We start from the raw sequence: 19,431 nt of genomic DNA on the forward strand, positions 1-19,431 counted from the left end.
AAGCCCCGCCACCGCCACGAATTCGGGGATATTGTATGGCGACTATGAGAACGGGAGGTTTCCTGAAGAATCCTGATAAAAAAGTAAAATACAGCATGTGTCTAGCAATTACATCTACCAAAGTCACTCGGATTTCAATCTAAGTGATCACAACATTAAAATGTCCAAAGACGAAGAAATCAAACAACGACAACGCTTAAGTTCCTATGGTTCTTACCGCCCAGAAAAATGCATGATTTGCGGAACAACATTTCAGGACCAACGGCCATGCAACTCACATTCAATTCCGCAATTTGTATTAAAGAGCCTTAACAATGGCGCGTCTGGCAACGATAAGTCAGGGCAATTTTATCCACTTAACTCGTTTCTTCAAATTCCGTGGGTAAATAAAGTTAACGGCCGCAATAACACCGGCACTTTTTCGCTATTATGCAAAAAATGCGATGGCAGCTGTTTCCAAAACTACGAACGCGCTGATATCTATACAAAGTCATTGCTTGGCAACGCTAACCTGCAAACAATTCTCAACGAAATTGCAATGAAAAACTACCTATATTCGTACTATGACGCAAAAAAGACGATTGCCCGAATAGAAAAAGAGTTGCGGCAGGAGGAAACCTCTTCCTTTACATCAAGGAAAGAATTGAACCGTCGAATTCAAATCTTAAACCAACAGCTTGATGCAGAAACAGCTAATGCCAAGGACAGCTTTCAAGGATTCAAGAACACATGCAGTATTAGAGCCAAATTACAATCTAAGCCATCTACGATACTTTATACAGTAGATTTCTACCATCAATATAATCGTCTTTTCCCCTTAGCTTTTCAAGGGAAAATCACTATTGAATACGATTGCTGGGGCAATCATATAAACAACTTATTTGCTTTTGATCAAGCGACTCAGGATATGCATTTATGTATTTTTCCAATTCGCGGGACCACCATGGTTCTTTCTTTTTCAAGACGTAAGGATAAAAAGATACAACTCATACGCAAGAATCTCAATAAGAAGAAAGTCGATGAAACAGCCAAAGCATTAACCGCAATGGCTATGACTGCATCGGGAAATTTTGCCGTGTATATCAACACACCAGAATCTATATTCAATAACCAATATTTACGGTCATTGGCGGGGGAAACAGGAACCATTCTTACTCATACTTACACTCAAAATAACAATGTTTCCCCATCGCAAGCACAGAAATTAGCACACCAATCTGTGAGGGAAAACCACATTACAGGAGCCCGGAAACATCTAACTGACTATTTAAAAATCCCCAATAAACTCATTGGACTAAATAATGTTTGACGTGAGGATGAATATTTGCGTATCGTCACACCGCAAATATTCATCTTCCTTCATATCATCTTTCATCCATATCAACAACTTTCACCACCCACAATCCCCTACTCCCCAACACAAAACGCCGCATATAGCGGTACGCTGCGGATGCCGTTGTCGACTCCGAAATTCTTGGCCGAAAGACGCAACACCTTATCAGGCTCATATTTGCCTAGGTACACCGACAGACTCCGCAATCTGGTGTTATCGGGACGACTTCACCCCACCGGCACACCGGCGACACTGTCGTTCATCTGCATGATGAAATCCACCTCGGCAGTGGCGCCGCTGGTCCAATACCGCAACAGTATGCGGCCGCCGCAAACACCAACCACACATCCACCCTTTTATATCTTTTTATAAGTTTTATATCTTTTATAAGTTGGAAGGCATAAACCCGAATAAACGTTGATATTCCAACGTTTCTGCCACAACGACACCAATCCCCGTTGTGACCCCTAAATAGACCTTTTAACTACCCTTTTCTCAGATCACCGAGTCGCCTCAGCCAAGCGTCGGTAGATATCCGATGGCAGGTGCCGGTTTCCGAAGCCGCGCACTCGGATGCCGAAGTCCGTACGCCGATACACGATGCGCATGTCGGCGCGAGCCCCCTGGAAGCGGTGATGCTGAAAATGGTAGGACCGCCATTGCGCGAGACCATACTTCAACGCAGCGCCTTCCACGCGGCCGGCGACGAGTTTGGCGAGTGCATCATGCACACTGACGACTGCGGTCTTGAATTCGGCTTCGTCCGGCCACACATATGCCAGCAGAATCACGTCATCGGACAACGATTCCGGATCCATTTCCACACCATCAACTCCGGCGAGAATGGCAATGGCATCGGTAAGCAACGCATTGGGAATAGCCATCAGGCACCAACTTCGCCGGATTTACCTTCGCCCACCCCGCGCGCATCATCCGACTGGGCATCACCAGTATCACCAACATCACCGGTCGAAGAATCCCCATCGACCCCATCAAGGAACTCACGCACCTTGTTGCCGCGTCGAAGAAGGCTCTCCTGTGCGGCCGCCGCAAGTGCTTCGCCGGACTTCCAATCCTCTCTGGCTCCACGAGCAATGAACATCTGCTGTACGGCGACGCGCTCCACCTCAGACTCCAGCACGTTGATGGAATCCAGCAGTTCGTTCATCGCATCGACCGACACCAGATATCCCGTCGTATCGGAACGATCCACGATCTCCATGATGCCCTGCTCCACCAACGATTTACGCCACGCGTTCGACCGCGCCAATTCCGTCAGTCCGATGCGAGAACCAGGTGCTGCCGCCTCGCGCAACGCCTTCGCACGCTCCTTGATATCCGTCATCGCATACCGCCTTCCACCGCACTTACCCTACTCCGGCCGTCATCACCGCCGACTGCAATCACTTGAGCCGCAATATTCAATCACATTTTACATCATAGAATAATGTGATTTCAGGCAACACAGAAAAAGGCGGGGCGGTCGCTGCCACGGACAGTTACAGCAACGGCCGTCCCGCCGGAACAGACCTTCCCCGACGGGCTTCGATGCCGGCGTCAGGGAAGGAGCATTGAAAGGCGCGCCACACGAGATGCGGCGCATCGCACGGGTCGAGGGACATGCGGAACGAGCAGACCGTATGACGCACGCCCCGCCATGCCGCGCGACCGCACACCGCACCTACACGCGCATGGCTTCCTTCGCGGTCTCGACCTGGTCGGCGCCGCCCTTGCCGGAGGCGATGAACCGGCCGGATGCGAGCACATGGTACGTGTCGCAGCGTTCGACGGCGAACTGCACCTTCTGCTCGACCAGCACAACGCCGATGCCGCGGTCCTCCACCATCGAACGGATCGAACGCTGGATGTCGGCCACGATGTTCGGCTGGATGCCTTCGGTCGGCTCGTCGAGAATCATGAGCTTCGGCCGCGTAATCAAGGCCCTAGCAATCGAGAGCTGCTGACGCTGGCCGCCGGAGAGCAGGCCGGCGCGACGACCGGCAAACTCCTTCAGCACGGGGAACGCCTCCACGGCCTCGTCGTAGCGGGCCTGCGCCTCGGAACCGTAGCGGTCGGCGACCACATGCAGGTTCTCGTCGACGGTCATGGTGCCGAACGACTGCTGCCCCTGCGGCACGAACGCCATGCCCGCGCGGATGCGCTGGTTCGGCGCGGCCTTGGTCACGTCCTTGCCGTCGAACTTCACCGAGCCGCCGGTGGCGGGCAGCAGACCGAGAATCGCCTTGAGCAGCGAGGTCTTGCCGGCGCCGTTGTTGCCGATGATGCTGACCCATTTGCCTTCGGACACGTCGAAGCTGATGTCGTTGACCACGGTCACCTTGCCGTAGCCGGTGCTCAGCCCGTTCACTTCCAACATTGCCATTAGTTTTCGCCTCCGCCCAGGTAAATGCTTACGACTTCGTCGTTGTTCTGAATCTCTTCAACGCTGCCTTCGGCGAGGATCTCGCCTTGATTGAGCACGGTGACGGAGTCGGCGAACTTGCGCATGAATTCCATGTCGTGTTCGACGATGATGACCGTGCGGTTGCGGCTGCATCGCTTGAGCAGCTCGCCGGTCTGCTGCCGTTCCTCGGGGGTCATGCCGGCGACGGGCTCGTCGAGCAGCAGCAGATGGGCGTCCTGCACGAGCAGCATGCCGATCTCGAGCCACTGCTTCTTGCCGTGCGGCAGGATGCCGGCCGGCTTGTAGGCGTCGGAGGTCAGGCCGGTGACGTCCATCATGTACTGGATGTTCTGCGAGACGCCCTTGACCGGCCGGAACAGGTCGCGCGTCTTCTTGCGGAACCCTTCGGCCAGCTGCAGGTTCTCCAGCACCGACAGCTCTTCCACGACCGATGCGGTCTGGAAGGTTCGTCCGACACCGAGCTTGACGATGTCGTTGGGCTTCCTGCCCAGCAGCTGCTCGCCGCGGAATTTGGCGGAGCCGGTCGCCGGCGTCAGGCCGGTGATCGCGTCGATGATGGTGGTCTTGCCGGCGCCGTTCGGGCCGATGAGGAATCGCAGATCGCCATGCTGCACCGTAAGGTTCAAGTCCTTGACGGCGACGAATCCGTCGAATTCCACATGCAGGCCCTGGATTTCGAGATAGTCGCTCCACTGGCCGCCACGGTCGTCGAGCACGGAAAGCTCGTCCTTCAAATCCTGCATGCGCTTGCGTTCGGAGACGATCTCGTCCTTCATGCGGCTGACTTCGTCGCGCATCTGTCGGGCCTCGTCGCGCAGCTGCTGTGCCTCGGCGCGAAGCTGCGCGGCATCGGAGACGTCGTTCTTCCCGGCCTCGTTGTTCTTCTCGGTCACGTCGCTCACCTCTTCCCTCGTATCGATTCCGTCGGTTCCGTCGATTCCGCTCATGCTTCCACCGCTTTCGCCTCGGAGGCCACGACCGCCACGTCACCGACGGTCGAGCCGGCACCTCCGCCGAACCTCTCCTTCAGCCACGGCCACAGGTCCTTGGCCTGGCCGAGTCCGTACGGTGCGAACGCGATGACGAGGATGAAGATGAGGCCTTCGATGTACGTCCAGGCGGACGGATAGGCGTCCGACAGCTGCGTTTCGGCGAAGCGGATGAGCAGCGTGCCGACGACCGGGCCGAGCAGCGTGGTTCGTCCGCCGATCACCACGCCGGCGAGCATCAGGATAGACGGCGTCACGCCGATGTCGGACGGCGAGATGATGCCGACGACGGGCACGAACATCGCGCCGCCGATGCCGGCGAACATGGCTGCCAGCGAGAACGCGAAAACCTTGATGGACGCGGGGTTGTAGCCAAGGAACTTCATGCGGTTCTCCTGGTCGCGCACGCCGATGATGAGCTCGCCCATGAACGACCTGCGGATCCAGCGCACGATGAGCACCATGGCCAGCACGAGGAACGCGCAGATGTAGTAGATCATCTGCTTGTTGGCGGGGTCGGTGAGGTCGTAGCCGAAGAATCCGGAGAAGTCACTGAGGCCGTTGGCGCCGCCGGTGGTCTTGGACTGTCCGACGAGCAGCACGGAGAACGCCGCGACCAGCGCCTGCGAAAGAATCGCGAAGTAGGCGCCGCGCACGCCGCGTCCGAACACGAGGATGCCAAGCACGGCGGCGACCGCGCCGGGGACGACGGCCACGCCGATCACGGCGACGACGGGATTGCGGAACAGGTCCCAGAATCCCGGCAGGTCGGTGATGCCGTACTGCGCCATGAAGTCGGGCACCTGGCCGGGGCCAAGCTCCTCGAGTTTCAGATGAATGGCCATCACGTATGCGCCGAGGCCGAAGAACAGGCCCTGTCCCAGCGTCAGCATGCCGCCCTGGCCCCAGGCCAGTCCGATGCCGACGGCCACCATCGCATAGCACAGGTACTTCGACAGCAGACCGAGGCTGTAGCCGCTCAACACGGCCGGCATGAGGAAGATCAACGCCACGGTGACGACGATTCCCACCCATACACGATATTTTTCGAATACGGCGCCAGCCGACTTGTCGCTGCCGATGCCCTGAACGATACCGTTGCTCATTGCAATCCCCTTCCCTTACGCCAGATTCCTAGAACGGATGGCCACAAGGCCCTGCGGGCGGAACTGCAGGAAGATGACCACGATGAGGAACACCGACATCTGCGCGATGGACGACGACGTGGGCAGTTCGACGGCCGACTGGCACAGGCCGAGCACAAACGACGCGATCACGGCGCCCTTGAGCTGGCCGACGCCGCCGGCGACGACCACGAGGAACGCCTGCACGATGAACGAGGTTCCGAAGTTGTAGCTGATGGAGTTCAGCAGGCTCAGTGCCACGCCGGCCACGCCGGCGATGCCCGAGCCGATGAAGAACGTCACATGGTCGACGGCCTTGGTGGAGATGCCCGACACCTCGGCGAGGTCGCGGTTCTCGGAGGTCGCGCGAATCTGGCGTCCCAGCGGCGTGAGCTTCAGCACTGCGTACAACGCCGCCACGCACACGATGGCCAGGATGAAGATGAACAGTCGGGCGGCCGGGAAGCTGTAGCCGAAGATGGTCACCGGCTTGGTCAGCGCCTCGGGGGCCTGCGCATACACGCCGGTCGAGCCGAAGATGTCACGCGCGACTTGCTGCAATACCAGCGAGACGCCGAACGTCACGAGCAGCGTGTCCAACGGCCTGGTGCGCATGCGTTCGAGCAGCAGCACATCGAGCAGCAGGCCCAGCAGGCCGGCCACCACGAATCCGACGACCAGCGCGAGCGCCAGCGACGCCGCGTTGCCACCGATGAGCGAGCTCATCACGTAGGCCGTGTAGGCGCCGGCCATCATGAACTCGCCGTGGGCGTTGTTGATGACGCCCATCTGGCCGAAGGTCAGCGACAGGCCGAGCGCGGCCAGCAGCAGAATCGATCCGTTCGACAATCCCGCGACTATCTGCGGAAACAACATATTCATAGCGGTTCCTCTCCTTGGCTCCCGATCACTCGCCGGACCCGTCCGAACCGGACGTGCTGGCGCTGAGGCTCTTCGCCCAGTCATAGGTCTTCAGATACGGGTCGGGCGCGATGGGCCCGTCGGACTTCCATACGGTGTGGATCAGCTTGTCGGAGCCGATCTTGCCGATGTACGACGTCTTGTAGATGTGGTGGTTCTTGCCGTCGACCTTCACCTGGCCTTCGGGGGCGTCGAACGTGACGCCGTCGGCCGCGGCCTTGACCTTGTCCACGTCGAACGACTTGGCCTTCTCGACCATCTTCTTCCACAGGTACACGGACGTGTACGCGGATTCCATTGGGTCGGAGGTCGGTCGGCTTTCGCCGTACTTGGCCTTGAAGTTCTTCACGAACTTCTTGTTCTCGGGGTTGTCGAGCGTCTGATAGTAGTTCCAGGCGGTCAGCTGGTCCTTGACGTTGTCGACGCCGATCGAGGCGACCTCCTCCTCGGCGATGGACATCGAGATGACCGGCACCTTGTCGGCGGAAAGGCCGGAGGCCTTGTATTCCTTGAAGAACGCGACGTTGGAGTCGCCGTTCAGCGTGTTCACGACGGCGTCGGCACCGGAGAACTTGAGCTTGTTGACGATGGTGGTGAAGTCGGTCGATCCCATCGGGGTGTATTCCTCGCCGACGACCTCCATGCCGTTGCCTTCGGCGTAGGCCTTGACCACGCGGTTGGCGGTCTGTGGGAACACGTAGTCGGATCCGACGAGGAACAGCTTTTTATGGCCCTGCTCCTTGAGGTAGTCGAGCGCGGGAACGATCTGCTGGTTCGGGGCGGCGCCGGAGTAGAAGATGTTCGGCGAGGATTCCATGCCCTCGTATTGCAGCGGATAGAACAGCAGCGCGTTGTCCTCCTCGAAGACCGGCAGCATGGCCTTGCGCGAGCTGGACGTCCAGCCGCCGAACACGGCGGCGACGCACTGCTTTTCGATGAGCGTGCGGGCCTTTTCGGCGAACGTGGCGGGCTCGGACTTGCCGTCCTGCTGTTCGATCTGGATCTGCTTGCCGAGCACACCGCCGTCCGCGTTTATCTCGTCGACGGCCATGTGCAGCGAATCGCTGACGGTTTTCTCGGAGATGGCCATCGTTCCGGAAAGCGAGTTCACGAAACCGACCTTGATGGTGTTGCCCGACGTGTCCACGCACGACGTGGCCGAGGCGTTCGACGCCGAGCTCTTGTCGAGGGCCTCCTTTTCGGCGACGGTGCGTCCCCATCCGCAGCCGCCGAGGCCCATGATCGCGGCGACCGCGAGGGCCGCCGCTCCGGCGCGCAACGCTAGTGATGTTCTGCCCATGCGTTCCTCTCCCCTTTACCCTATGAATGCAACAGGGAACAGCATGGCAACGTTCGGCATCGAACGTGTTGCCCGATTATTTCGATTCCGTCTCGAAGATGACGGGCAGGTTACAGAGTGTGACGCAGACTCCATATATACGCAACGTCCCGTCCGGAATGTTGAGTCCGGACGGGACGTTGCGATTGCTATTGGTTTCGGCCGCTACGTCGATGATTTATTCGGCGTTTTTGGACGAACCCGCCTTGGACGGCAGACGCACGCCGCACAGGTCCTCGCCCTGGCCGGCGAGCACCGCGCCCGGCGTGAGCTCAAGCGGGTTCGACGACGTGGCGGCGAACACGGACGCGGCGGACGTGGATGCGGCGGATGCGTTCGCGGATTCGGATTCGAGTGCGGCGGCGCCACGGGCGGCCTCGATCGCATCCTCCTCGGTCTCCACGAACTCCTTGCGCTGGTAGTAGAGGTCCTCGTCCAGCTGGTTCTCGCTCGCCGCCACGGCCACGGCCGTGTTGGCGGCGCCGGCCACGTTGAGCGCGGTGCGGCCCATGTCCACGATTTGCGAGATCGGCTGCGTGATGGCGATGAACGGCACCGGCAGGCCGGCCGCGGCGAACAGCGAGGTGGCGGTGATGGTGGCGGTACCGGGCACGCCCACCGTGCCGATGGATACGAGCAGCGCCAGCACCACGAGGAAGCCGTACTGCGCGGGCGAGTAATCCAGGCCCTGCGCGTTCACGGCGAACACGGCGAGCAGCACGGGCCACACACCGGCGCAGCCGGGCATGCCGAGGTTGGCGCCGATGCCGGCCACGAACGACGCGATGTCGCCGGGCACGCCCGCACTGCGCAGCTGACGCACGGTCACCGGAATCGTGCCGATGCTGCTTTCGGAGGTGAACGCCACCACGCCGGCGGTCCAGAACGTCTTGAAGAAGTACACCGGGTTGAGGCGGGTCACGCCGGCCAGCACGAGCGGCTGCACCACGAACAGCTGCAGCGCCATGGCGATGTACGCCACCAGCAGCACCACGAGCAACGGCAGCAGGGCCGCCACGTCGCTGCCGCTCACGGCCGCGGCGATGAGCGAGAGCACGGCGTAGGGCGTGAAGCCGACCACGATCTGCGTGGCGCGTGAAAGCACCACGTTGCCAGCGTCGATGAACGCCTTGAACGGCGCGATGGCCGCGCGGGCCTTGTCGGTGGCGCCGGCGGCGTTATAGGCCACGGCCACCAGGATGGCGAAGATCACCACGGGAACCACCTGGTTCTCGGACCAGTTCGCGGCCAGGTTCGTGGGGAACAGGTTCACGATGGTGTCGAGCACGGCCGGCACCTCGCGCTGCTGGTAATCGGTGGGCAGCGTGTACTGGAACCCCTTGCCGATGCCGAACGCAAGCGACAGGGCGAGCGTGATCGCCGCCGCCGTGAACGTGTTGAGCAGCAGCAGGAACACGGCCTTGATGCCGATGTTCTTCAGTCGGATGGATTCCCCGAGGTTGGTGATGCTGGCGATGATGCTGAACAGCAGCAGCGGCACCACGATGGCGGAGATCACGTTGGACCACACGGTGCCGAACGCGGCCACGTAGTCGGTGTGCCCCTTGAACAGCACGCCCATGCCGATGCCCAGCGCGGTGGCGAGCAGCACACGCGCGGTGAATCCGGCCTTCTTCTTCACGCTCAGCAGTCCAAGTCCCGCGAACAGGACGACGGTGACGCCGAGCGCCACCCAGTTGAGTGCGATGTCTGACATTGCCTCGATATTCCCCTCGTATATATTCTGCGAAAAATTACAATTCAGCGATTCGGACAAAATACCATACCGTCTTCCGATATCGCCGCCGGCTATAAACCGTCCATCTTGCGAGGTACTGTTAGAACGTTCAAATCGACATGACGAATATGCGTTCCACTATCGCGACCAACACTTGCGACACCGACGTCAGTATTGGATTGCGCGACGAACACACGAATCGATGATGAAAGGGGACGTCAATGACGGCGAACAACGAGCATGACGACTGGTGGAAGCAGGCGGTGGTCTATCAGGTCTACCCCCGCAGCTTCAAGGACATGAACGGCGACGGCCTCGGCGACATCGCCGGTGTGACCGACCGCATGGACTATCTCAGGGAGCTCGGCGTCGACGCCATCTGGCTGTCGCCGTTCTACCCGTCCGAACTGCATGACGGCGGCTACGACGTCATCGACTATCGCAACGTCGACCCGCGCCTCGGCACGATGGACGATTTCGACGCGATGGTCGCCGCCGCGCATACGGCCGGCATCAAGGTCGTCGTCGACATCGTGCCGAACCATACGGCCGACAAGCACGTATGGTTCCAGGAGGCGCTGGCCGCAGGACGCGGCTCGGCCGCCCGCGAGCGCTATATCTTCCGCGAGGGCCGCGGCGAGCACGGCGAGATCCCGCCGAACGACTGGGAGTCGATCTTCGGCGGACCGGCGTGGGAGCGCGTGGATGACGGCCAGTGGTATCTGCATCTGTTCGCCAAGCAGCAGCCGGACCTCAACTGGAAGAACCCGGAGGTGCACGAGGAGTTCCTCAAGACGCTGCGCTTCTGGTCGGACCATGGCACGGACGGCTTCCGCGTGGACGTGGCGCATGGCATGGCGAAGGACCTGGAGTCGAAGCCGCTGGAGGAGCTTGGCCATTGGTCCACGCTGGACCAGTTCAATCCGAACGGCGACAATCCGCTGTTCGACCGCGCCGAGGTGCACGACATCTATCGCGAGTGGCGCAAGGTGTTCAACGAGTACGATCCGCCGCGCTTTGCGGTCGCCGAGGCGTGGATCGCGCCGGAGCATCAGGCGCTGTACGCCTCGCCGGACGAATTGGGCCAGGTGTTCAATTTCGAGTTCGCGAAGGCGGATTGGGATTGCGCTGCGATGCGCGCGGCCATCGAGGAGGGCCTGGCTTCGGCGGACCGTTCCGGATCTACGACCACGTGGGTGATGAACAATCATGATGTGCCACGTTCGGCGAGCCGCTACGCACTGCCGCAGGTGAAGACGCACGTGTATCACCAGATGGCGCAGGCGTGGCTGCTGCGCAACGGCGACCTGTTCGACGAGGACCGCGAGCTGGGCACGCGTCGTGCGCGCGCGGCGGCGCTGATGGAGCTTGGCCTGCCGGGTGCGGCCTATATCTATCAGGGCGAGGAGCTGGGCCTGTTCGAGGTGGCGAATATTCCGTGGGACCGTCTGGAGGACCCGTATTCGCGCACGAGCCGCCATCAGTTCGCGGTGAAGGGACGCGACGGCTGCCGTGTGCCGCTGCCGTGGACGGCGTCGGACGAGCCGTCGCTGGCCGCGTGGAGCGACGAGAAGATCGGCAGCAGTGACGACAGCAACGCGGACGGCCGCAACGCGAGCCTGTGGAAGTTCGGCGACGGCCGGACCGGTACGTTCGGGTTCTCGCCGGCCGGCTCGAAGGCGGAGCCGCATCTGCCGCAGCCGCTGTGGTTCAAGGATTTCGCGGCCGACACGGAGGACGCCGACGCCGATTCCATGCTGAACCTGTATCGTGCGGCATTGGCGCTGCGCCAGGAGCTGCTCACCCCGACCGGCGACATCGGCCTCGCATGGCTGGATGACGAGGTGGGCGCCGGTGCGGATGCGGCCGCGCGCACGGCGATCGCCTATTCGCGCCCGACCACGGACGGCCGCCGGTTCGCCAGCATCACCAACTTCGCCGCCGAACCGCTCGCGCTGCCGGCAGGCGAGGTGAAGCTCGCGTCCGCCCCGCTGGTGGATGGCCGTCTGCCGCAGGACGCCACCGCCTGGCTCCTGCTGGAGTAGGCATAACTTTTCCCTATAGCCGCACGGCTCCTCGTCCATCGCCCAAATGTTATAGTGGGGCTCGCTTGGACGAGGAGCTTGCATGACACACGTATTTCGGGTCGGTACCCGCAAAAGCCGGTTGGCGCTGCGCCAGACCGAGCTCATCATCGACGCCCTGCGCGAGCGTCATCCCGAATGCGAGTTCATCGTCAGGCCGATCGTCACCCAGGGCGACCGCGACCTGAATTCCAGTCTGCAGAAGATCGGCGGCAAGGGCGTGTTCGTCAAGGAGATCGAACGCGAACTGCTTGACGGCACCATCGATTTCGCCGCCCACAGCCTCAAGGACGTGCAGCCCGTGCTGCCGGAATCGTTGACGCTCGGCTGTTTTCCCAAGCGTGACTCCCCGTTCGACTGTCTGATTTCCGCACGGCCGTTCTCCGGCATCGATGATTTGCCGCAGGGCGCCCGCATCGGCACGAACAGCCTGCGACGTCAGGCGCAGATTCTGCGGCTGCGGCCCGATATCGTCATCGTGCCGATTCGCGGCAATGTGGAGACCCGTCTGCACAAAATCGAAACCGAGCATCTTGACGGCGTTATTCTCGCCGAAGCCGGATTGAACCGTCTGCGCCCGGATCTGAGCGGATATCACCGTCTGTCGCTGCGCGATGTGATTCTGCCGGCGGCAGGCCAGGGCGCGATGACCGTGGAATGCCGAGCCGACGACGCCGATACACTGACGATGCTCGCCTCCGTCGACGATGATGCCACCCGCGCCGCCGTACATGCCGAACGCGAGTTCATGACCGCGCTCGGCGGAAGCTGCACGTTCCCCATCGGCGCATACGCACGTTACGAAAGCAATCAACTCACATTTGACGGCCTGGTGGCGTCCGCCGACGGCCGCCATTGCTTCACCCGCCATCTCACGGGAACGGCGGCCGACCATCTCGGCAAGCAGGCCGCCGAATCACTGATCTCCGCCGGCGCCCTCACCTATTTACAGTAGCCATTTCACCCCGAACCATTCAGCCCCGGCTCCCCTCAAGATTGAGGGGAGCCGTCGGCAAAGCCGACTGAGGGGAGTTGACACAGACTGCAAAATCACATCATTCCCCCGACCCATTCACACAACTCCTGCTTGAGGCGTCGCGCGCGGGCGGGGTCACGTCCTTTGGTGGAGACGGTGAGCAGGCAGTCGTCGGTTTCGATTTTCGCAACGTTATAGAAATCCGACTGCGCGGGGTCGCCGACGTTGTTGGTCAACGGAACGCCGGCGGCCTGGGCGTCACGCACGACCTGTGCGTTCACGTTGGCGTCGTCGGTGCACGCCAGCACGACGAACGGCACGTCGGCCGCCATCCCATCGCCGGCCGCGAGGATATCCCCAGACTTGTAGGACTTTTCCCGCCAATCCACACGCGACCGGTCGATGCGCGGATCCAATGCGGGACTGATGACGACCACCTTCGCGCCGCAATGCAGCAGCGTACCGACCTTGCGTGCGGCCACGGCACCGCCGCCGACCACGAAGGCAAGCCGGCCGCGCATGTCGATGTTCACGGGGTAGGGATGCTCGGGAAGCCCCGATGCCACGCCGCTCACGACCGTCCCGACCCGGCCGAGTCCGATGACGAGGCCGCGTCGCCGCCGGCGGCCCCATCCTCCAGCAGCGAGGCCACGCCGCCGACCACGATCAACGCCGGAGCACCCAATCCCGCCTTCTCAACGGTCGCCTCAATACCCTGCAAATCGGATTTCACGGCGCGCTGGTTCTCGCGAGTGGCCCACTGGATCACGGCGATCGGCGTATCGGCAGGCTTGCCGTTGGCCAGCAGCTCGCCGACGATGCGCCCCAGCGACTCCATGCCCATGAGGAACACGAGCGTGCCCTCCATATGCGCGATGTTGTTCCAGTCGAGCTCATGCCCCGCGCGCTTGCGATGGCCGGCGATCACATGGAAGCTCGACGCATAGTCGCGATGCGTCACCGGAATGCCCACCGACGCCGGTCCGGCGATGGCGCTGGTGATGCCCGGCACCACCTCCACCTGCACGCCGAGGCCGCGCAGATACTGCTGTTCCTCGCCGCCGCGGCCGAACACGAACGGGTCGCCGGACTTCAACCGGACCACACGCTTGCCGTCGAGCGCGAGCCGCGCCAGCAGGTCGTTGATTTCCCGCTGCTTGACGGGATGATGATGCGCGGACTTGCCCACGTCGATGCGTTCGGCGTCCTCACGCGCGAATTCCAGCAGCTCCGGATTCACCAGCCGGTCGTACACGACGGCATCGGCCTCCTCCAGCCGACGCTTGCCGTGCAGCGTCAACAGCTCCGGATCGCCCGGTCCGGCTCCCACCAACGACACGAGACCCTGCCGCTCACTCATGACATCTCCTTCCGCACCATGACTCGACGTATCTCAACCATCTATTGTCAACCATGCCGGGCATGGCCTCCGCACACGCGCAACGCACCGCAACACCGCAAATCCGGCGATGTATCGCCCGTCATAACTAACCGATATAGGCTATACCCTTCCCGGCCCGGCGAACACGCCATCCACCGCATATTCTTGAAAGTCGGAAACATCAGGGGGATTCATCATGTCATTGGTTTTCGACCGTCATCGTCGCCTGCGCACCAGCGCGGCGATGCGCGGTCTGGTACGCGAAACGACCGTCACCAAGAACGACCTCATCATGCCGGTGTTCGTCGACGCGACGATCGACGGCGTCGCGCCGATTCCCTCGATGCCCGGCATCAACCGCTACGGGCTCGATGCGCTGCCCGACGAGATCAGGGCCATCGAGGATCTGGGCATCACGTCGGTCATCGTGTTCGGCATCCCCGACCATAAGGACGACGTCGGGTCCGACGCTTGGAGCGACGACGGCATCGTGCAATGCGGCATCCGCGTCATCAAGGCCGTCTGCCCCGGTCTGGTGGTGATCGCCGACGACTGCATGTGCGAATACACGTCCACCGGCCATTGCGGCATCGTGCGCGACGGCGAGGTCGTCAACGACGAATCATTGGAATACATCGTTCGCATCGCCGTCAGTCAGGCGAAGGCGGGCGCCGATATCATCGCTCCGTCGAACGCCATGGACGGTTATGTCGCGGCGATTCGTCAAGGCCTTGATAAGGCCGGATATATCAACGTTCCAATCATGTCGTATTCGGTTAAATATGCATCGAGTTTCTACGGACCGTTCCGCGACGCCGCCGATGGGGCGCCGCAGTTCGGCGACCGCAGCGGCTACCAGATGGACCCCGCGAACCGGCTCGAGGCCATGCGCGAGGCGGCCAGCGACGAGCGCGAGGGCGCCGACTTCCTCATGGTCAAGCCGGCGATGGCGTTCCTCGACATCGTCCGCGACATACGCAACGCCAGCAATCTGCCGCTGGTCGCGTACAACGTCTCGGGCGAATACGCCATGATCAAGGCGGCCGCGGCGAACGGCTGGATAGACGAGGCACGCATCGTGAGGGAGACGCTGACCGGCATCAAACGCGCCGGCGCCGACCTCATCATCACGTACTTCGCCAAGGACGTGGCCGCACGCATCGACCGCGATGAATGGTGACGTCGACCGGCATCCCGACAACGGCATCACGACAACGACATACGGCAATGAGAGAATGCTACCGGCAAGGAGGATGACATGACCGTGCTGATCACGTATCCGCAGGACCATATCGGCGAAGCACTGCGTCGGCGGCTCGACGACGCCGCGCGCCCTGCCGGAGGCGTCGTGTACTGCCCGCTGCGCAGGCTGCAGGCCACCGTGCCGAGCGAATCCGATCTGCGCGCGATCGCGAGCAGCGATTATCTGATCATCACGAGCAATTTCGCACTCACGCTGTATCTGGAGCGTTACCGGCATCTCAACTGGCTGGCCACGGTCGTGGTGCTGAGCCGCAAGATGGCGACGCAGGCCGAACGATACGGCCTGCCGCACGTATTGACGCCCGACGAGGAGAACCAGCGGGGACTGGCGCGTCTGCTGGCGACGCTGCCGCACGCCCGCATGGCGATGCTCGGCGGCGACCTGCGCGTGCCGCACGACCATATCCCCGAGGAAATCCCGCGGATTCGCATCTACGAGAATATGTGGAACGATGAATTGGAGCAGTCGGCGATCGAGACGATTGCCGACGGTGCCGGAGCGGCCCATCCCATCGACCGCATTCTGGTGACGAGCCCGTCGTCGTATCGGCGGCTGCGGGCGATCATCGGAAAAATCCCTCATCGTTTCGCGGAGAATCCCACGTATTATGCGTTGGGCCCGAGTACGGCGGATATCATCCGCGAAGACGGCGGAATCGTCATCGTGCCCGAATCGAATGATGTGCTGAGGCGGGCCGTGGAGCTCATTATCGGCAACCGCTAGGTACACGAATCGTCGGATACCGGCCGCGAAAACCTTTTTTCGCGTGGCATCCGACGATTCGTGTACAAGGAAGAAACGGAATTTACAGCATTCCCCACGAACGCGCGTATTCCACGCGCACGGCGAAATCATCGGCGGTGAACCCCGCGTCGTACAGCTGCTGTTCCAGCTGCTCGAACGCGGCGCCGTCGCGTTCCGCGCGCAGCCCCTTCCACGAGAGCGCCAGCTGCCAGTCGCCGTCCTCGTCGGCAGGGCTCAATTCCCGTAATTTCGCCAATACGCGCTGCGCGATCTTCGCGCGGTCGATACGCTCCTGCAAGTCGTTCGTCGCGTCGTCGATGCTCAGTCCCGTGCTGCGGAACGGCCTGCCCGTAAATGGGATATCGACGATGACATGCCAGACGACCGGTAGATTCATGGGGTTCTCTTTATCAAAGAATCAAGGCCTCGCAACCCGGGTTTTCGTCACGATACGAACACTCGTATCGTGACGAAAACCTGGGTTGCGAGGCCGGCAAGATCAGGCGACCGGAATATTGGCCCAGAAGCCGGGCAGCAGCACGGCCGAGAGCACGAATCCGAGGATGATGTTGACGACCGCGCCGATGCTGAACGCGGCGATGGGCTTCCACCCGAGCGACGACAGCTGCTTGAAGCGAGTCGTCAGACCGATGGAGAGGAACGTGAACGTGAAGGCCCACGTACGCAGCTCCTTGACCGGCGTGATCAGGTCGCTTGTGATGCCCGCCGAGGCCGAGGCGCCGGCAGTGGCGATCACGATGGTGAGGAAGATCGACGCCACGAAGAAGCCGATGACGAACTTCGGGAAGCGGTGCCAGATCTGCGCCACGTCGAGCTTCTGCTTCGGCAGCTTCGTCACGTCCTTGCCGGCGGCCTTGGCCTCGGCCACGCGGTCCTGACGGTCCCAGTAGGTGATGGCCACGAACGCGAGGATGAGGCACCACACGCCGATGAAGATGTCGCGGCCGACGACCTTCATGAGGGTGAACGCCGCGATGCCCTGATCTCCGAAGCTGGCGGCCGCGGTGATGCCGGCCGCGTCGGCGAATTCGGAGGTGCCGACCCAGGCGCCGGCCACGCCGTCCGCCAGACCGAGCGCCTTGCCGAGGCCCGTAAGCAGGAAGATGGAGATGATGGCCCACACCACCACGATGGAGATCACCGCGGAGACGTGCTCCTTGCGGGTCTTGACGGCGCTGCCCACGGCGATGCCGGCGGAGACGCCGCAGATGGAGCCGCCGGCGCCGAGCGTCGCGGCGAAGCGCTTGTCGAGGCCGAACAGACGGGTGGCGGCGAAGTAGATCACGAGGAACGTGGAGACGGCGATGAACGTTGCCTGCAGGAACGCGACCGGACCGGCCGAGATGATGGTGGTGAACGGCAGCGTGGCGCCGAGCAGCACGATGCCGACCTTCACATAAAGCTCGGTACGCAGGCTGCCGCCGAAGAATCCTTCGAGGTTGAGGATGTTGCCGAGCAGCAGGCCCACGACGAGCGCGACCAGCGGCGCCTCGAGATTGTAGGAGTTGGCGAACTTCGAGGTGCTGAACACGTTGACGGCGAAGCTCAGCACGAACAGCGCCACGAATCCGCCGAGGAACGCCGGCACCCTGAGCCTGAGGAAGCGTGCGGCCACGCCGAACACGACGGCGAACAGCGCGAACAGCGCAAGGATGTTCGGCCAGCGCTGCGCGAGACCGGCCGCATGGGTGGTCGCGCCGTTCTTCACGACGTCGCCGCCCTCGAACAGGAACGACCAGGATCCCCAGCTGGGGATCTTCGCGGCGAAGATGTTCAGCGAGCTGCCGGCCGCCCACAGCACGAACGCCAGCACGACGATGCCGAGGCCGATGAACACGGCCCACCAGTCCTCGCTGCCGAGGATCTTGTTGCCTTCGGCGGCCGCCGGAACGGTCTCCTTGGCCTTGGTCTTGGCCTTCGCCGCCGCAGCGGCGGAAGGCGTGATGGATGTAGTCACGATGCTCTCTCCCCTTGTTGGTGCGACGCCGGTTCCGGCGTCGGTCCGATGATTTCCCTTGATTCGAATCCCGCCGAACGACGATCGACATCCCCCGATATCAGGCCGTCATCCGGTGTTCGTCTTCGATGCTAACGGGGCGGATCGGCCGCGCGCAAGCTTGGAATTAGTGGAAAAAACAGCGTGCCGCTATCGAAAAATCCGATAGCGGCACTTTGTTATATACGGCGATAGATTCGCATTATTACGTAGTTTCCCAGTTGATGCGACGACCGTCCCACCCGACAGCCGGTCGCGACGACGCCTACTCCTGCGCGAAGAACTCCTGGTATATCGAGTCCTTGGCGCGGTTGAACCGTTCGCCGACGCGAGTGCGCGGCGTTCCCAGGTCGACGTGCTCCACGCGCTTGATCTCGCCGGGATGTGGCTTCATCACCACGACGGTCTCGCCCAGATACACGGCCTCGTCGATGTCGTGCGTCACGATCACCATCGTGATGCCTTCGGACTGCCAGATGCGCAGCAACTGGTCCTGAAGCTTGATTTTCGTAATCGCGTCGAGCGCGCCGAACGGCTCGTCGAGCAGCAGGACCTTCGGCCGGTTGGCGAGCGCGCGGGCGATGGCCACGCGCTGCGACATGCCGCCGGAGAGCTGCTTGGGCAGCGCATCCTCGAATCCGTTCAATCCGACGAGATCGATGTTCTCCTGGATCAGCTCGTCGTTGTGCTTCTCCGAGTCGGGCAGCGCGAACCGGATGTTCTCGCGCACGGAGAACCATGGCAGCAGGCGATGGTCCTGGAAGACGAAGCCCTTGTCGCGGCCGGGGCCGGGAATCGGCCGGCCGTCCATCAGGGCCTCGCCGTCGTATTCGGTGTCGAGGCCGCCGATGATGCGCAGCAGCGTGGATTTTCCGCAGCCGGATGGTCCGATGATGGAGGTGAATCCTCCGCGCGGCAGCGAGATCGAAACGTCGTGCAACGCCTCGACCGGCCCGTGTTCCGAGGGGAACACCTTGGTCAGATGTCTGATGTCGATGATGTTGTCGGCGTTGCCGCCGTCGATGTTGTCGTTGTTGTCGCTCATGCCACGCTTCCAGTCGTTTTCCGGGTCGGTGCCTTGGTCGGCGTCTTGCGC

At 61.7% G+C, this 19,431-nt stretch carries 18 protein-coding genes; 5 read left to right on the forward strand and 13 right to left on the reverse strand.

The window, feature by feature from the left end; genetic code table 11:
* Positions 1-160 precede the first annotated feature (160 nt).
* On the forward strand, positions 161-1,309 hold the full coding sequence (locus KIH77_RS06445) for a hypothetical protein (protein ID WP_219100246.1): 1,149 nt from the start codon (positions 161-163) through the stop codon (positions 1,307-1,309).
* 524 nt (positions 1,310-1,833) lie between these two features.
* Here KIH77_RS06445 and KIH77_RS06450 read toward each other — a convergent pair.
* The 8 genes from KIH77_RS06450 to KIH77_RS06485 form a co-directional block, all read right to left on the reverse strand.
* On the reverse strand, positions 1,834-2,217 hold the full coding sequence (locus tag KIH77_RS06450) for a hypothetical protein (RefSeq protein WP_163200506.1): 384 nt from the start codon (positions 2,215-2,217) through the stop codon (positions 1,834-1,836).
* Positions 2,217-2,678, reverse strand: coding sequence for a hypothetical protein (locus KIH77_RS06455; RefSeq protein WP_225432987.1), 462 nt, complete (start codon positions 2,676-2,678; stop codon positions 2,217-2,219). Before KIH77_RS06455 ends, KIH77_RS06450 begins: the two co-directional genes overlap by 1 nt.
* A gap of 336 nt (positions 2,679-3,014) precedes the next feature.
* On the reverse strand, positions 3,015-3,716 hold the full coding sequence (locus KIH77_RS06460; protein WP_219100247.1) for an ATP-binding cassette domain-containing protein: 702 nt from the start codon (positions 3,714-3,716) through the stop codon (positions 3,015-3,017).
* Positions 3,716-4,705: an urea ABC transporter ATP-binding protein UrtD gene (gene urtD / locus KIH77_RS06465; RefSeq protein WP_225432988.1), complete on the reverse strand. Its 990-nt coding sequence runs from the start codon at positions 4,703-4,705 to the stop codon at positions 3,716-3,718. Before urtD ends, KIH77_RS06460 begins: the two co-directional genes overlap by 1 nt.
* Complete coding sequence (gene urtC / locus KIH77_RS06470; RefSeq protein ID WP_163200505.1) at positions 4,702-5,853, reverse strand: urea ABC transporter permease subunit UrtC; 1,152 nt, start codon at positions 5,851-5,853, stop codon at positions 4,702-4,704. Before urtC ends, urtD begins: the two co-directional genes overlap by 4 nt.
* A 15-nt stretch (positions 5,854-5,868) precedes the next feature.
* Positions 5,869-6,753: an urea ABC transporter permease subunit UrtB gene (gene urtB, locus KIH77_RS06475; protein WP_163200504.1), complete on the reverse strand. Its 885-nt coding sequence runs from the start codon at positions 6,751-6,753 to the stop codon at positions 5,869-5,871.
* A gap of 25 nt (positions 6,754-6,778) precedes the next feature.
* Complete coding sequence (urtA, locus tag KIH77_RS06480; protein WP_163200503.1) at positions 6,779-8,092, reverse strand: urea ABC transporter substrate-binding protein; 1,314 nt, start codon at positions 8,090-8,092, stop codon at positions 6,779-6,781.
* 217 nt (positions 8,093-8,309) lie between these two features.
* Positions 8,310-9,848, reverse strand: coding sequence for a dicarboxylate/amino acid:cation symporter (locus KIH77_RS06485; protein ID WP_163200502.1), 1,539 nt, complete (start codon positions 9,846-9,848; stop codon positions 8,310-8,312).
* Between the two features lie 242 nt (positions 9,849-10,090).
* Here KIH77_RS06485 and KIH77_RS06490 point away from each other — a divergent pair, with 242 nt between their 5' ends.
* Together KIH77_RS06490 and hemC are read left to right on the forward strand one after the other, a co-directional pair.
* Positions 10,091-11,914 carry a glycoside hydrolase family 13 protein gene (locus tag KIH77_RS06490; RefSeq protein WP_163200501.1) on the forward strand — a complete coding sequence of 608 codons (1,824 nt, stop codon included), beginning with the start codon at positions 10,091-10,093 and terminating at the stop codon, positions 11,912-11,914.
* Between the two features lie 82 nt (positions 11,915-11,996).
* Complete coding sequence (gene hemC, locus KIH77_RS06495) at positions 11,997-12,908, forward strand: hydroxymethylbilane synthase (RefSeq protein ID WP_163200500.1); 912 nt, start codon at positions 11,997-11,999, stop codon at positions 12,906-12,908.
* A 95-nt stretch (positions 12,909-13,003) separates the two neighbouring features.
* Here the strand turns inward: hemC and KIH77_RS06500 are convergent, their stop codons facing one another.
* Together KIH77_RS06500 and cobA are read right to left on the reverse strand one after the other, a co-directional pair.
* Positions 13,004-13,495, reverse strand: a complete 492-nt coding sequence (locus KIH77_RS06500) for a precorrin-2 dehydrogenase/sirohydrochlorin ferrochelatase family protein (RefSeq protein ID WP_219100248.1) — start codon at positions 13,493-13,495, stop codon at positions 13,004-13,006.
* Between the two features lie 5 nt (positions 13,496-13,500).
* Positions 13,501-14,289, reverse strand: a complete 789-nt coding sequence (cobA, locus tag KIH77_RS06505; protein ID WP_163200498.1) for a uroporphyrinogen-III C-methyltransferase — start codon at positions 14,287-14,289, stop codon at positions 13,501-13,503.
* A gap of 217 nt (positions 14,290-14,506) precedes the next feature.
* Between cobA and hemB the strand changes: the two genes are divergently transcribed.
* Both hemB and KIH77_RS06515 read left to right on the forward strand, forming a co-directional pair.
* Positions 14,507-15,490, forward strand: a complete 984-nt coding sequence (gene hemB, locus KIH77_RS06510) for a porphobilinogen synthase (protein ID WP_163200497.1) — start codon at positions 14,507-14,509, stop codon at positions 15,488-15,490.
* A gap of 78 nt (positions 15,491-15,568) precedes the next feature.
* Positions 15,569-16,297, forward strand: a complete 729-nt coding sequence (locus KIH77_RS06515) for a uroporphyrinogen-III synthase (RefSeq protein ID WP_163200496.1) — start codon at positions 15,569-15,571, stop codon at positions 16,295-16,297.
* Between the two features lie 82 nt (positions 16,298-16,379).
* Here KIH77_RS06515 and KIH77_RS06520 read toward each other — a convergent pair whose 3' ends face one another.
* From KIH77_RS06520 to KIH77_RS06530, 3 genes are all read right to left on the reverse strand, one after another.
* Complete coding sequence (locus KIH77_RS06520; protein ID WP_163200495.1) at positions 16,380-16,715, reverse strand: hypothetical protein; 336 nt, start codon at positions 16,713-16,715, stop codon at positions 16,380-16,382.
* A gap of 102 nt (positions 16,716-16,817) precedes the next feature.
* The gene (locus KIH77_RS06525) at positions 16,818-18,296 is read right to left on the reverse strand and encodes a YeiH family protein (protein WP_204314012.1); all 1,479 of its coding nucleotides are present in this window, start codon (positions 18,294-18,296) and stop codon (positions 16,818-16,820) included.
* A 304-nt stretch (positions 18,297-18,600) separates the two neighbouring features.
* Positions 18,601-19,380, reverse strand: a complete 780-nt coding sequence (locus KIH77_RS06530) for an ABC transporter ATP-binding protein (protein ID WP_163200494.1) — start codon at positions 19,378-19,380, stop codon at positions 18,601-18,603.
* Positions 19,381-19,431: the final 51 nt, after the last annotated feature.

Origin of the sequence: Bifidobacterium pluvialisilvae (assembly GCF_019331695.1) — a bacterium.
In the GTDB taxonomy this organism is placed as follows: Bacteria; Actinomycetota; Actinomycetes; order Actinomycetales; family Bifidobacteriaceae; genus Galliscardovia; species Galliscardovia pluvialisilvae.

Excerpts from the sequence above, each read along its gene's own strand:
- urtD (WP_225432988.1), bottom strand. The coding sequence starts at position 4,705 with ATGAGCGGAATCGACGGAACCGACGGAATCGATACGAGGGAAGAGGTG.
- urtA (WP_163200503.1), bottom strand. The coding sequence starts at position 8,092 with ATGGGCAGAACATCACTAGCGTTGCGCGCCGGAGCGGCGGCCCTCGCG.
- urtB (WP_163200504.1), bottom strand. The coding sequence starts at position 6,753 with ATGAATATGTTGTTTCCGCAGATAGTCGCGGGATTGTCGAACGGATCG.
- KIH77_RS06530 (WP_163200494.1), bottom strand. The coding sequence starts at position 19,380 with ATGAGCGACAACAACGACAACATCGACGGCGGCAACGCCGACAACATC.
- KIH77_RS06485 (WP_163200502.1), bottom strand. The coding sequence starts at position 9,848 with ATGTCAGACATCGCACTCAACTGGGTGGCGCTCGGCGTCACCGTCGTC.
- KIH77_RS06520 (WP_163200495.1), bottom strand. The coding sequence starts at position 16,715 with ATGAATCTACCGGTCGTCTGGCATGTCATCGTCGATATCCCATTTACG.
- KIH77_RS06515 (WP_163200496.1), top strand. The coding sequence starts at position 15,569 with ATGACCGTGCTGATCACGTATCCGCAGGACCATATCGGCGAAGCACTG.
- KIH77_RS06455 (WP_225432987.1), bottom strand. The coding sequence starts at position 2,678 with ATGACGGATATCAAGGAGCGTGCGAAGGCGTTGCGCGAGGCGGCAGCA.
- cobA (WP_163200498.1), bottom strand. The coding sequence starts at position 14,289 with ATGAGTGAGCGGCAGGGTCTCGTGTCGTTGGTGGGAGCCGGACCGGGC.
- KIH77_RS06445 (WP_219100246.1), top strand. The coding sequence starts at position 161 with ATGTCCAAAGACGAAGAAATCAAACAACGACAACGCTTAAGTTCCTAT.
- KIH77_RS06490 (WP_163200501.1), top strand. The coding sequence starts at position 10,091 with ATGACGGCGAACAACGAGCATGACGACTGGTGGAAGCAGGCGGTGGTC.
- hemB (WP_163200497.1), top strand. The coding sequence starts at position 14,507 with ATGTCATTGGTTTTCGACCGTCATCGTCGCCTGCGCACCAGCGCGGCG.
- KIH77_RS06460 (WP_219100247.1), bottom strand. The coding sequence starts at position 3,716 with ATGGCAATGTTGGAAGTGAACGGGCTGAGCACCGGCTACGGCAAGGTG.
- hemC (WP_163200500.1), top strand. The coding sequence starts at position 11,997 with ATGACACACGTATTTCGGGTCGGTACCCGCAAAAGCCGGTTGGCGCTG.
- KIH77_RS06450 (WP_163200506.1), bottom strand. The coding sequence starts at position 2,217 with ATGGCTATTCCCAATGCGTTGCTTACCGATGCCATTGCCATTCTCGCC.
- urtC (WP_163200505.1), bottom strand. The coding sequence starts at position 5,853 with ATGAGCAACGGTATCGTTCAGGGCATCGGCAGCGACAAGTCGGCTGGC.